The sequence below is a fragment of the Acidobacteriota bacterium genome, from assembly GCA_022562055.1.
In the GTDB taxonomy this organism is placed as follows: domain Bacteria; phylum Actinomycetota; class Acidimicrobiia; order Spongiisociales; family UBA5794; genus BMS3BBIN02.
The window spans coordinates 26,048-39,131 of sequence record JADFQA010000031.1 but is presented as its reverse complement, the minus strand read 5'-3'; the positions used below and the strand labels follow the sequence as shown (position 1 = coordinate 39,131).

Sequence of the window (13,084 nt, the reverse complement as noted above, 5' to 3'; positions counted from 1 at the left end):
CGGAAGTGACGCCAGCGACGGCCGAAGTGTTTGTCGCAGCGGATTGCTACACGACGTTGGAGGCTCTGCCAGCACGTCACCGGGCCAACGCTAGCTGGACAATGGGACTACCGACGGTCAACACGATCAGCAGATTCTTCAACCCTTCGGGGTCCGAACCGCCACTGATTGACGGCGACCGATTGTTACGGAAACCATTCTTCGAAGCGTCCTCGATGGGCGACACAAGTGATATTGACGCCGCCCAAACGGCTGATAATTTCATTTTGCTTTGTGGCGACTTCAAGGAATACAGAATCGTTGACCGGGTCGGCTCGACACTCGAGTTTATTCCGCAGCTTTTCGCTACCGGGAACAACCGGCCAAGCGGTCAAAGGGGTTTCGTGTACTGGTGGCGGGTGGGTGCTGACGTCACGCACATAGATGCATTCAGACTTCTCAACATCGCTACGGCGGCGTAGTGAGTCTTGCAGACGGTTCGGATCGGCTCAACGTGGTCGTCGCTGGTGTCACAACCAGCGGCGACGGCCGGATCGTTCTCACCATGTCAGACCCGAAGGACGGCGACACCCCACCGGCGCAACCGTTGCAATGGTGGGCCGCCCGACTCCCCGGAACAAAGTCGAATTAGAGACCTCTCCGTGTTTGGTTCTCGCACGGCCACCTTTCCCCGCTGCGAGGATCTCCAGGGTGGCCGGTAAGTCCCGCTCTGTGCGGGCACGGCATGCACCGTTCAGGACGCCTACTCTATGTATGTCTAGTGCGGTGGTGTGTAGGCCTGCAGAGCCGTCTTGGCAGCTTTCACGATCGCTTCCTGTTGAACATCGTCGAAGATTTCGTGGGTTTCGATACTCGACATTGCCCCAGTAGCCGCTACGGCCGCAGATATGGCAGCGGCGCTGACACTGTCGGGAAAGTCGACGATAATAAAGCCGTCATGGTTCCCCTGCATCCAATAGCCAGCTTCGACCGATCCACCGACTGAAGCGGCCATTTCTCTCGCGGCTGCGGTTCGGTCGCTGGGATGATCGATCATACCTTTGACCGCAGCGTTCGAGTATGAGTAGAAAATAATGTACTTGGACATAGACGCTCCTCCAGTAGGCCTGATTGTCGAGCCTAGCCAACGGTCCATGCCCGATGCAAATGAATCAGCCACTGCCCACAACGACATGACACCATCAGAGAAACTTGCCCAAGTGTTGCAATGACCCCCTGACATCGCAACCTTTTTGAGCGTACGCTTGGTGGTAATTGTTTGGGAGAAGAGGAGCGAACGACACAGGACTTGGATCTCGGCAACGAAGCAGTCCACGACGGAACCTCGTCACGCAAATCCCGTGCCGACCAGTCTTGTGATTCGGCTTCTGTGAGAAAGTAGGCTTGATCTTTGGGTTCCAAAGACGCTATCACCCGGTGATGGTTCCATGACAGTTTTTCGTTGCGCAACGAAAATTGCACCAAGCGGTGTGCTAGTCCCCAGCCTCTAGAAAGAAAAAGAGTAGCCCACACGGTCGTGGGGGTGTGTGTGTTGGTCCCGTGTTTGGTGTGTCCCCCTGGGTGGTGGGGGTGATGGGGCGGGGAGAGCCAAATCAGAGGGCGCGAAAAGGGCGCAGGAGGGCGCGAAACGACGGGTTTTCACGGGAAACGACGGGAAACGAAGTCTGACGGTGGGTGCGCAGAAAACCCTGTGTTCATTGGGGAAACCCCCCTTTTACAGGGGGTTTCGATGGTGGGCGTTGACGGATTCGAACCGCCGACTTCTTCCTTGTAAGGGAAGCGCTCTAACCGGGCTGAGCTAAACGCCCCCGGCGGAGCCGGAGTGTAGCGGCAAGTTTGCAGAGTCAAGTTACACGACGGTGTTCGACCCGGTGATGGCGTCTGCTAGTTCGACGGCCTCCTTGGCCCGATCTGCGATTGCAACACCGTCGTACCCCCACCCGATCAGCCGCAACCCGGGATATGCCTCAAGGGCCCGGTTGGTGTGGGCCCGCCGAGCGGCGTGACCGATCTCGTATTGGGGAATTCCCGCACGGTGGCGAACCACCGCAAGCCAGGACGCCTCCAGCGTCTGGTCCAGTGTCCAGGCGAGCTCTTCGACCGCGATCTGAGCGAGCTGCTCGTCGGACCACTCCACCATGTATGGGTTGCGTGAACCTCCCAAGATAACTTTTGCCATACGATGTCCAGACGGTGCCCGGCCTGGAAACATTGCTGACTCAAATATCACGCCGACCGTACGCAGGTTCTCTCCCGGCATGGTGAGATACCCGAATCCGTAAGGAAACGGCAGGTCAGCAGCTCTCCCACCCACGCCGACTACCACCACCGGGGCTGAACGCGCTACCGACATCGTCGACGCCACAGGCTTTGGCAAGAATCCGCTCGCCTGGTCGGGGCGGACCGCAACAACAACATCCTCTGCCGTCCACGAACCCTTCGAAGACTCGACCGTCCACTGCCCTTCCGAGCGCTCCAGCTTGGTGACCTTCGTTTGCGTGTGAAGTCTCTCGCCCAGAACATCCGCGCAAGAGTCCACCACAGACGCCATTCCACCGACGGGAGCATGCAGGCTTGGCGGGGCCAGATCAGCAGGACGGTTGTTTCTTGCTGACAACATTGCTCGCACGATCGACCCAGACTCAGATTCGAGTCCGTAGAGCCGGGGGAATGAGGAGGCAGCCGACAGCAGCTCGGGGTCGCCCGCATACACGCCAGACGCGATGAGCGACGACATTGTCTGCCCAGCACTGCGCCCAAATCGCCGACTGAGGAACTCACTCAGCGACTCATCGTCGCTCGTGGATCCACGCCCGAGCAAAGGCTCAAACACGGCCCGCACCTTGCCAACGGGACCGAGCAAACCAGACGTGGCCAACTGTTTGAGACCCATCGGCAAAACCCTCAAACGTTGCTTGTGCGACACCCATCTGCGACGCGAACATTTGTCCGCTTGCACTAGTTCGACACCCAACCGGGAAAGGATTGGCGTCAGATATGGGTGCGGCAACACGAATGAGCCGACCGCGGCGTCGAGTAAATACCCAGAGTCGACTATCGATCTCGCAACCCCACCCGCATCCTTCGCTGCTTCGAGGACGACAACGTCCACGTCGCGTTGAGCTAACTCGATCGCAGCGAACAGCCCTGCAAGACCTCCGCCGATTACCACGACTTCGGTTCTGTTCATGTGCGGACCGAGGGGGTTCCGGTCCCACTGACTGCATCGACCACCAGCGGTTCAATGACGTCTGCAAGCACCGCCCCAACGTCGGGCATGTCGTTGAACACCGGGACCCGCAGGTACTTCTCAACACCGACTTCGATGGCGTGATCTTTGAACAAGATGTCCGTCTCGTAGAGGGTCTCGACATGATCAGACACGAACGTGACGGGCCACATCACAATGGTTTTGTGTCCATCGGCCACGAAACCGTCTATGACCTCCTCCGTCCCGGGTCCGATCCATTTGATGGGCCCGGTCCGCGACTGATATCCGAGACGCGCATCGACACGGTATGGCAGACGCTTTACTACCTCGGCCATCGTCCGCTCGGTCTCCTCGGGGTACGGGTCACCCTTGGCGACGACCTTAAGTGGGAGACCGTGCGCCGACACGAGCACAGCTACGCCCTCCCTCTCGTCCTCGGGCAGTTGCTCAATCGTTGCGGTGAGGAGTTTGGCCTGCAACGCAATATAGCTTGGGTGGTTGTGCCACGTCCGCAGCACTGCTGGGTCGTACTGACCAACCCGGGCGATGACGCGTCGCAGCTCCTTCTCAGCTGACCCGACGGTCGCAAAGGTGAACTGCGGGTACAGGGGAAGCATGACAAGATGTTCGGCCCGAAGACGGCGTATAAGTTCAACCGCATCTCTCGTGTCTGGTCTTCCGTTTCGCATAGCGACAGCGGTTACGACGTCGTGTCCACGTCGACGGAGTTCCTCCCCAACAAGGTGAGCCTGCGACTGAGTGATCGGCAGGATTGGGGATCCCGATCCGATCTGGCGGTAGTACTTCTTGGCCAACGGTGCCCGCAGTGTTGAGATCACCGACCCAACTACTTGTCGCGTTACGTTGCCCCCGCGAATCGGGACGGCATCAGGATCTGTGAAAATACCCTTGATAAACCCACGCACTTCGCCAAGGTCTCGGGGGCCACCTAACTGGGCGACAACGATACCGACGCGACCAGGGATTGGCGGCAGCGGCGCTGCAAAATCTTCCATCAGGTTTCTCCTCTTACGGCATCCACCAGTGTTGTTACGTGGTCGATCGGCGTGTTTTTGTGAATGCCATGGCCGAGATTGAAGACGAATCCCGGCCGTCCAGCGGTTTGTCGCAGGATCTCTTGCACGCCAGACCGAATTGTTGCAGGATCGGCTAGCAACACCGCCGGATCGAGATTCCCCTGGATCACGGCATCACTGTCGATCCGGTTCCACTGACTACCGATCGGCTCACGCCAATCAATGCCGTACCCGTCGGCGCCTACTTGTGTCATGTTCTGCTGGAGATGCTGGGCGTGCGGCGCAAAATACATCCGCGGCGTTCTGAGACCCGCAAGAGCGGTTCGCGCGCCGGCAAGGCCGACCTGCCCCGCCGCCGAGCTGTCGAGCGCTCCGATCCATGTATCAAACAGTTGGACCACGTCGGCGCCGGCTGCTACTTGCATCGAAAGATAGGTGTTCATGGCGCGGCCAAGACTCTCAACAGCGGCCCGGGCAGCGATCGGGTCATTTCGGAAAGCCGTCCTCATGGCCATGAATTCGTTCGATCCTCCACCCTCGAGCAGATACGCCATGACGGTCACCGGCGCCCCTGCAAAACCGATGAGGGCGGTGTCCTCGGGTAGTTCGCGGCGCACGATTCGAAGCGTTTCGGCGACATACCCAACCCGCTCCTCCTCCAGTTCTGGGAGGTCGGCGATTTGCGCGAGAGTCATTGGCTCCAAGCGGGGCCCCGGGTCAAATGTCATGTTGACACCGACCGCCTCAAGCGGCGTCATGATGTCTGCAAAAAGGATCGCGGCATCGAACCCAAAGCGTCGGACAGGCTGCAGCGTTATTTCGGCAGCGATCTCAGGTGTGCTCACCGACTCCTGGAAGGAGTGTTTCTTGCGGATCTCGCGATACTCAGGCAAGTAGCGACCAGCCTGGCGCATCAGCCACACGGGCGGTGTATCCATCGGTTCCCTGGCGAACGCATCGAGGATCTTCACTCGGCGAGACCCCTAATTGCCGCCACCAGCACATCGGCGGCTTGCTCTGTGATCTCGTCCGAATGGGCGGCCGTGAGGAACATCGCCTCATATGCCGATGGTGGCAGCATCACTCCCCCGTCCAGCGCGGCGTGGAAATATTTCGCAAACCTAGCAGTGTCCAACTGCTCGGCGTCGCCCCATCTAGTGACGACTTCGACACCGAAAAAGACCGTCATCATGGATCCGACCCGTTGCACGCAACCGACAATTTTCGTATCTCTCAGGACAGCCTCAAGGCGATCCTGCATGTACTGCCCCGAACGCTCCAACTGTTCATAGAGTGCGTCATCGTTTTGCAGACGACGCAGAGTCGTGAGTCCTGCCGCTACAGCGAGAGGGTTACCTGCAAGTGTCCCCGCCTGGTACACGCCGCCATCTGGCGACACAAGTCGCATGAGGTCCTCGCGGCCGCCGTACACAGCCGCCGGGGTGCCACCCGCGACGATCTTGCCGAGAACCGTCAGATCGGCGGTGACCCCATACCGCTCCTGGGCACCACCGCGTGCAATACGGAAACCGGTCATGACTTCGTCGAATATAAGAAGGGTCTCACGGCCGTCGCACATTGTGCGCAGCCCGTCAAGAAACTCCGGCGATGGCGGCACCACACCCATGTTGCCGGCAACAGGCTCGACAATCACACACGCCACGTCGCCGGGAGCCAACGCCTCCTTCACCGCGGCGAGGTCGTTGTAAGCAACGACGCGGGTCGTGGCGACTGTGCCGGCGGGGACACCAAGACTGTTCGGCTCACCGAACGTCGCCGCACCAGAACCGGCCTGGACTAGAAAGGAGTCACCGTGGCCGTGGTAACAACCGGCGAATTTGATCACGACTTCGCGGCCGGTGGCGCCTCGGGCAACCCGAATTGCGGACATTGTCGCCTCGGTCCCAGAGTTCACGAAACGCAGCACATCAATCGAGGGCACCAGCTCGGTTATAAGTTCAGCGATTTCGACTTCACCCGGCGTCGGCATACCGAAGGACGTGCCTTTGGCGGCAGCAGCAGCGACCGCTTCAACGACATCAGGGTCGGCGTGTCCGTAAACGATCGCCCCCCACGACGAAACAAAGTCGATGAGGCGTTCGCCAGCGACCGTGGAGAGATACGCACCCGATGCGGAGGTTACAAAAGGGGGTATTCCCCCGACAGCTCCAAACGCACGCACCGGCGAGTTGACACCACCCGGCATCACCGCTTCGGCTCTCGCAAACCACTCGGCTGAGTTCATTGCAAGGCCTCTGCCGCCTCGATCGCAAAATAGGTGGCGATGACATCTGCACCCGCACGTGCAATCCCGGTCAGCGACTCCATCATCACGCTATCGCCGTCGACCCAACCGTTGGCCGCCGCCGCCTTGATCATTGCGAACTCGCCTGACACCTGATAGGCGGCGACCGGAGTATCCACAATGTCACGAGTCTGACGGATGATGTCCTGATACGGCCCGGCCGGTTTGACCATCACAACGTCTGCGCCGGCGGCAATGTCTTCGAGGACCTCAACTCGGGCCTCGCGTCGATTTGGCGGATTCATCTGGTGAGAACGCCGGTCACCCGACTGCAGCGATGAACCGACTGCGTCGCGGAAGGGACCGTAATACGCAGACGCGTACTTCACGGCATGAACACAGATAGCAGTGTCTGCATGGCTGGCCGTGTCGAGCCCGCTGCGAATCGCGGCAACGCGCCCATCCATCATGTCAGACGGGGTGACAATCTGAGCGCCGGAGTCGGCGTAGACAACGGCCGCCTTGGTCAGCAGCGGCAACGTCGCATCGTTGTCGACCACTCCGTCAACGACCACTCCACAGTGACCGTGATCGGTGTATTCACAGAGGCACACGTCGGCCCACCGAACCAGCTCGGGCGCGGCTTGCGCGACCGCTTCGAGCACTCGTGGTACAGGACCGGCTTCGTCCCAACCGGACGTCCCCTCGGAGTCCTTGGTTGCCGGGATTCCGAAAAACATCATGCCACCGACACCGGCATCCTGGGCGCGACGGGCCACGTCACAAACGACATCGACCGACATCTGGTTGTGACCGGGCATAGACGGAATCGCCCGAGAAACATTCTTCCCAGGGACGATGAAGACGGGAAGCACAAACTGCGCAGCGGAAACTCTGGTCTCTGCGAATTGGTTTCGCAGCGCCGGCGTCATCCGCAAGCGGCGTCCTCGGCGGGACGGGAAGGCAGTCATTGGGCGGTCACTTCCTTTGAGACGGTTTGGGCCTTTGAGGCGGTTTGGGCCTGGGAGGCGTTTTTGGATAGGACGTATTTTGCGGTGGCGGACACGAGCGGAAGCATCCCTGGGCTGTCAGGGATGACGTTCGGCACCACCCCGTGCTCCGCGAGAGCCGACGCGGTGGTGTCCCCTATTGCGGCGGTGATGAGGCTATCAAAATCACGGGCCGCTGCCCAGGACCTGACAGCACTCGGGCTCGCGAACATCGCAGCATCGACTTCGTCGTCTGCGGGCGCCACGCTATCTACCCGATACACCTCGAACGAGGTAAAGCTGGCGGTGATGTGGGCCAGCATCTTCTCGACGGGGTTGGGTGCGCCGCCGGCGTGCGGATATACGACATGTTGACCGGCCACTTTGTCGCCGAAAAGTTTGGCCAGCGCGAGCCCGCCACCTTTCCCGATGCCGACAACCGACGCACCGGCGGCGCGCGCGGTGTCGGCGGTCGCATCTCCAACCGCGAGGACTTTGACACCAGTCATGCCATCGGGCCACACCAGCGAGATCGGGCGCTGACTTGTGAGAACCACGATGTCAGCGTGTGCAACACCGACGCGAATCTCATCAAGCGCTTGACCCTCAGCAAAAACGACCTCGATACATGGGAGAGCGACTGGTTCGCAACCTGCGACGCTGAGCGCGCCCGCGACCTCGTCGTACCGGTCCACGGTGGTGGTAACAGCGACCCGAGGAGGGTGCGTCATAGTTTGAGTCCTTTCACCAGCTCCTCCACGACGGCTCTGCTTGTGGATGCTTGCGCAACAAACCTCCGCGGTTCCCCCTCGTCGTCAACGAATCCATGTAGCGTTATGCCCGAGTCAGATACGACGGCATACGCACCCAGCGCGGAACGACATCCTGCCCCGGTTTCGGAGAGCACCAACCGTTCGGTTTCGGCGCTCAGACGCACGCCGGGGTCATCAATCGCGGACAACAGGCCGTAGGCCTCGGATTCGACCGTGGCCTCGACCGCCAGCGAACCCTGCGCAGGTGCCGGAATCATCGTTTCGAGAGTGAAGTAGTGGGCAGCGTCGCTATCCCGTCCCAGGCGCTCAAGTCCGGCAGCGGCAAGTATTGCCGCGTCTACATTGCCTTCGCGAACCTTGCGAATCCTCGTGCCGATGTTTCCGCGCAGCTCCACAAACGTAACGTCGGGTCGAAGCAGTGAAAGCTGAGCCCGACGACGCGGACTGCCGGTGCCGATGACGGCGGATCGTGCAAGATCTCCAAGGTCAGCACCAATCAGCACGTCGAACGGGTTGGCTCGTTGGGGAAACGCCGCAATTGATATGCCGTCCGGAGAGTCCGTCGGCAGGTCCTTGCAAGAATGCACCGCCGCATCGGCGCGACCCTCCAACACCGCGTATTGCAGCGAACGGACAAAGGCACCCATCTCGGTGAGCGCTGCGACGGGACTGATGCGGTCACGGTCGCCGGACGATTCGACGATCAGCATCCCCACATCTAGCCCAGGGTGGGTTTGGCGCAAGCGATCCGCCACCCACGCCGTCTGAGCCAAGGCAAGTTCTGATCCCCTAGTCGCGAGCGTCAGCTCACCCATCATCGACGCCGAAGGCTCGCGCCATCAGGTCTGAAGCCTCATTGCCTTCGTCCCCCGAAGAGAGGTAGGACACCGGTTTGTGCAAGATGCGCTTGGACACGGTTGAAGCGAGCTGCGCCAACACCGCCCTGTCCTCTGGATTCTTGAGGCGCCCTGAAAAGCGCTCGACCTCTTCTGCCACCGCTCGCTTGGCATCCTCCATAATTGCCGTGATTACAGGACCGGCCTTCGCGTGGTTTCGGGCACGAGCGAGCGCTTCTACGGCAGCGTCGGCAATAAGCTCATCAGCGGCGGCTGAACGGTTCGACAAACGCGCAATGTCGGCAAGGTCGTCGATGCCTAGGTACAAGATGTCGTCCACATCACCCGGCTCGAAGTCGGGCGGCATTGCGAGGTCCACCAGAGTCAGGGGAGTCATGCGGTTAGCAACGGCGGCCCGCATTTCTTCGACCGAGAACAGTCTCTGCTGGGCTGATGTTGCCGAAACTACCGCGGGAAATGATCGCAGCGCAGCGCCAGCGTCCGCCATGGAGCGAATCTCGACATCCGCAATGTTGAGATCCTCTGGACGGCGCACGTACATGGTGACGTCGGGCGGTGCAGGGAGGGCAAGCAGGGCCGCAGCGACCGACCGCGCCATAGTTCCGGCGCCAAATACGGCGACCGCGGTGTGAGGGCCCATAATCTGGGCAACGACCGCGGCCAGCGATCCATGAGGTGACTCAGGAAGTCTCTCGCGGGCAGCTCGGCCGACACCAATTGCACCCTCGACAAGGGATCGAAACGACCCTCGCAATCTGCCTTCGTCTCGAGCAACACTGAGAGACTCACGCACCTGAGCGAGGATTTCCCGCTCGCCCAATACCGGCGACTCGACACCGGCGGCAACTCGATACACATGGTGCAGAGCCGAAAGATCTTGCCTCATCAGGCCTGTATCGGCTGTGACACGATCACCGTGAATCGTTTTCAGTACCCGGTCCAAATCACCGTCGTCGCCAGGAACGAGCAACTCGAACCGGAGACAAGTAGACAGTATGAAGGCTTGTTCACCGGCGTCAGCGAGTTTGCGGTAGGCAGCGGCAAGTTCGTCGCGACCCAGCGCCATAGACGCACGGACCCCGGATGAAGCCGCGGGATACGCAAACGTTATGCCTGAGATTCGTACGTCGGAGATGGGGCGCACTCCGCTGGATGTGGGGAACACTGCTGACTCTAGACCATTGATATTCGAATACGATTCCATTGATGTTACCTGTCGACCGAACGTCGGGAAATGTGCGCGTTGGCGGTGTCGCCACCATCGGCGCAACAAGTACGGACAACGACCTCGGTGCTACACCCAATCCCTCGGCGGACCCGTAACCAAGTCGTGAAGCTCGCGTTCAGGCGTGCCTTCGGCGGGAATCGAGTCGTAGTCCCACGAAACATCTGGCGGCATCGACACGAGGATCGACTCGGTACGACCACCAGTTTCGAGACCGAACTTCGTCCCACGGTCCCATACGAGATTGAATTCGACGTACCGACCACGCCGGACCCTATGCCACCTCTCATTGGCGGCATTGAACGGCGTGTCTCTGCGACGGGCAAGAATCGGCACGTAACTGTCGTACAGCGAGTCTCCAAGCTCCCTTTGGAACGCAAACTGTTCATCCAAGTCTTCGCTGTGTCGATCGTAGAACAATCCGCCGACACCGCGAGCCTCGCCGCGATGTTTGAGGAAGAAGTAACTGTCGCAATCGGCCTTCATTGTGGAATAGTCAGCGACGGCGTGATTGTCACACACCCGCCGACACACACTGTGAAAATGCCGCGCATCCTCCTCGAACAGGTAATACGGCGTCAGATCGAAACCACCGGCGAACCACGCGGACCCGCCCTCGACCTCGAAGTAACGAACGTTGGCGTGCATCGTTGGCGCGAACGGGTTCCGCGGGTGGAAAATCATCGAAATCCCGGTGGCGTAGAAATTTTCACCCGCAGCGCCGATCTGCTCCCCTAGCTTGGTGGGAATCAGCCCATGCACGACTGACACGTTGACTGCACCCCTTGCGAACACGTCCCCGCCAGAAATTACCCGTGTCAGACCGCCGCCTCCTCCAGGGCGTTCCCAGCGGTCAGCGCCGAACGTAGCGGAGCCATCAAACGCCGCCAGCCTTTCACAGAGATCCGCTTGCAAAACGCGGTAGTACTCTTCGATGGAACCATGTGAGGGGCTCATGCGGACATATTCGCACAGCGGCGGCAGCAAACGAATTCGGGGACCGAAAGCGTAGGTCTTGCTGCTCTGTACGATGGCCCGACTATGTCTCGTCAACCAGATGCCCTCACGCCCAATGACCTTTCGTTCCTCGACGAACGCCACCTTGCGACTTTGACGACGCTGTCGCCGGACGGCCGACCTCACAGCGTCGCGATCGGGTTCACTTATGCAAACGGCGCCGTACGAATACTGACAGACGCCGGTTCGCAAAAGGTCAAGAATATCGAGCGATCGAAGTTCGCATCAGTGTGTCAAGTCGATGGACCGCGATGGCTGTCGCTTGAGGGTCCAGCCTTTGTCGCCAGGGACGACGCGACGCTGCGCAACGCAGTAGCTGCATTTGAACGTCGCTACAGACCGACGAGCGACAACCCCAACCGCGTGATCGTCACCATCAACGTCGAACGGGTGCTCGGACGCTCTGAACAACTTTCAGCGTAGACGGCACTCCCATAATTCGGTCGAGCGCCACTCGTCAAATTTGCGACCCACTTCGTTCATCACTCCGACCCTCCTGTAACCAATGGAGGCATGTAGCGCAATCGACACCTCATTCGGTGTGGCAATCACGGCATAGGCTCGGTGCGCCCCGACATCGCGCAATCGCTCAACGAGGTGCCCCAGGAGCTGCCTGCCGAGCCCCTGCCCTAGCGCGGATGGTGCGATGTACACCGTCGTCTCGCAGCTATACCGGTAGCCATCCTTCGAGCGGTACGGATCCGAATAGGCGTAACCAACAACATTCGCCTCCGAACCTTCTACCACGAAGAGCATCCTGTGCGAGTCCGTGTTGTCGCGATGGCCTACCCATTCGCTAGTCGAGGCGAGGGTCCACGCCGTATCGCTGAAAGTGACGTGCGAGGTAGAGACGTAGTGATTTGCTATGTCAACGATCACCGCGGCGTCGCCGAGCTGTGCAGCGCGGACCAAGGCCATGTCAGGTAAAGGATTCATCGACATCGCCGACCGTAGGCAGGACGCGCGGCATCAACGGGTTCGCTCGGTTGCGTTGCCACCGCTCATCGGTAGCCGCATCACGCTATTCCGAACCGAGCGCAGCCCAGATTGCGCGACCCAGGGTGAAGGGCATACCCGCCTCAACGACCGCGGCACCGGCGACACGTTTTCCCGATGCGGTTTCCAGGAGCACCGTCAGTACCGAAGCGTGCTCATGGTCACGGACCTCGACGGCCAACACCTCAGGGGAAGAAGGCTCTCCAGCTAGTTCGGCCACCGCGTCGTTAACGGCGTAGTTGAGTCCCGCGGAAGTGCCATCGACGTTGGCAACGGCGTCTCTGCCATGGCTGTCGCGGGCGCGAACGACGATTCCGTCAGTCGACTCTTCGATCGCAACGAGCGCAAGCTCGGCTGCCCCGGTCGAGTACTGCACTTTGGGAATCTGGTGCAAGGGTGTCCCCGTCACAGGGGACGAACCCGCTGCTGACAGCAAAGAGTCCAGCCCGCGACCGAGTCCCGGACGCCGCGCGTCGGCAGTTTTGGTCGGGGCAATGGTGGCGGGCAGGTTGTCGGCACCGCTTTGAACTGCGGCTTCCACTGCCTTGGCAACATCCTCGGGCGCCTGCGACCCATCGAGATACACGCGAACGACCTGCTGGCCGTCGTCGCCGACCTCTACCTCGGTGCGAGCCACCCCGTCGACGCTTGCCAACGCATCACCTAATCCATCCTGAGCGATGTCCTGCGACAGCGGACCCCGTACAACCATCTCGTCTCCTACAAATCTCGTC

Annotated in this window: 15 protein-coding genes and 1 tRNA gene; 3 read left to right on the top strand and 13 right to left on the bottom strand. The window is 60.3% G+C overall.

What is annotated here, in order from left to right; genetic code table 11:
• Positions 1–461: phage major capsid protein (locus IIC71_11395; protein ID MCH7669783.1), on the top strand; the 461-nt coding region annotated here is incomplete at its 5' end.
• Entirely contained in the window at positions 461–631 is a 171-nt protein-coding gene (locus IIC71_11390; GenBank protein ID MCH7669782.1) for a hypothetical protein, read from the top strand. The genes IIC71_11395 and IIC71_11390, both read left to right, overlap by 1 nt.
• A gap of 126 nt (positions 632–757) precedes the next feature.
• Here IIC71_11390 and IIC71_11385 read toward each other — a convergent pair whose 3' ends face one another.
• The 11 genes from IIC71_11385 to hemF form a co-directional block, all read right to left on the bottom strand.
• A complete protein-coding gene (locus tag IIC71_11385) occupies positions 758–1,087 on the bottom strand; it encodes a GYD domain-containing protein (GenBank protein ID MCH7669781.1) in 330 nt (109 codons plus the stop codon).
• A 643-nt stretch (positions 1,088–1,730) separates the two neighbouring features.
• A tRNA-Val gene (locus IIC71_11380) sits at positions 1,731–1,808 on the bottom strand.
• A gap of 41 nt (positions 1,809–1,849) precedes the next feature.
• On the bottom strand, positions 1,850–3,190 hold the full coding sequence (gene hemG / locus IIC71_11375) for a protoporphyrinogen oxidase (protein ID MCH7669780.1): 1,341 nt from the start codon (positions 3,188–3,190) through the stop codon (positions 1,850–1,852).
• On the bottom strand, positions 3,187–4,227 hold the full coding sequence (hemH, locus tag IIC71_11370; protein ID MCH7669779.1) for a ferrochelatase: 1,041 nt from the start codon (positions 4,225–4,227) through the stop codon (positions 3,187–3,189). Before hemH ends, hemG begins: the two co-directional genes overlap by 4 nt.
• Positions 4,227–5,186: a uroporphyrinogen decarboxylase gene (locus tag IIC71_11365; GenBank protein ID MCH7669778.1), complete on the bottom strand. Its 960-nt coding sequence runs from the start codon at positions 5,184–5,186 to the stop codon at positions 4,227–4,229. The genes hemH and IIC71_11365 overlap by 1 nt, the downstream gene beginning before the upstream one ends.
• Before the next feature lie 29 nt (positions 5,187–5,215).
• Entirely contained in the window at positions 5,216–6,493 is a 1,278-nt protein-coding gene (gene hemL / locus IIC71_11360) for a glutamate-1-semialdehyde 2,1-aminomutase (protein ID MCH7669777.1), read from the bottom strand.
• Positions 6,490–7,464, bottom strand: a complete 975-nt coding sequence (gene hemB / locus IIC71_11355) for a porphobilinogen synthase (protein ID MCH7669776.1) — start codon at positions 7,462–7,464, stop codon at positions 6,490–6,492. The genes hemL and hemB overlap by 4 nt, the downstream gene beginning before the upstream one ends.
• Entirely contained in the window at positions 7,461–8,213 is a 753-nt protein-coding gene (locus IIC71_11350; protein ID MCH7669775.1) for a uroporphyrinogen-III synthase, read from the bottom strand. The genes hemB and IIC71_11350 overlap by 4 nt, the downstream gene beginning before the upstream one ends.
• Positions 8,210–9,073: a hydroxymethylbilane synthase gene (gene hemC, locus IIC71_11345; protein ID MCH7669774.1), complete on the bottom strand. Its 864-nt coding sequence runs from the start codon at positions 9,071–9,073 to the stop codon at positions 8,210–8,212. The genes IIC71_11350 and hemC overlap by 4 nt, the downstream gene beginning before the upstream one ends.
• Positions 9,063–10,316 (bottom strand): hypothetical protein, encoded by a 1,254-nt coding sequence (locus tag IIC71_11340; GenBank protein MCH7669773.1) that lies wholly within the window; start codon positions 10,314–10,316, stop codon positions 9,063–9,065. Before IIC71_11340 ends, hemC begins: the two co-directional genes overlap by 11 nt.
• Before the next feature lie 90 nt (positions 10,317–10,406).
• On the bottom strand, positions 10,407–11,294 hold the full coding sequence (gene hemF / locus IIC71_11335) for an oxygen-dependent coproporphyrinogen oxidase (protein ID MCH7669772.1): 888 nt from the start codon (positions 11,292–11,294) through the stop codon (positions 10,407–10,409).
• A gap of 84 nt (positions 11,295–11,378) precedes the next feature.
• Here hemF and IIC71_11330 point away from each other — a divergent pair, with 84 nt between their 5' ends.
• Positions 11,379–11,777, top strand: coding sequence for a PPOX class F420-dependent oxidoreductase (locus IIC71_11330; GenBank protein ID MCH7669771.1), 399 nt, complete (start codon positions 11,379–11,381; stop codon positions 11,775–11,777).
• On the opposite strand, the gene IIC71_11325 is transcribed toward IIC71_11330, so the two are convergent.
• Together IIC71_11325 and IIC71_11320 are read right to left on the bottom strand one after the other, a co-directional pair.
• Positions 11,769–12,290, bottom strand: coding sequence for an N-acetyltransferase (locus tag IIC71_11325; GenBank protein ID MCH7669770.1), 522 nt, complete (start codon positions 12,288–12,290; stop codon positions 11,769–11,771). The two genes, IIC71_11330 and IIC71_11325, sit on opposite strands and share 9 nt — an antisense overlap.
• An 85-nt stretch (positions 12,291–12,375) precedes the next feature.
• Complete coding sequence (locus IIC71_11320; GenBank protein ID MCH7669769.1) at positions 12,376–13,062, bottom strand: hypothetical protein; 687 nt, start codon at positions 13,060–13,062, stop codon at positions 12,376–12,378.
• Between the last annotated feature and the right edge of the window lie 22 nt (positions 13,063–13,084).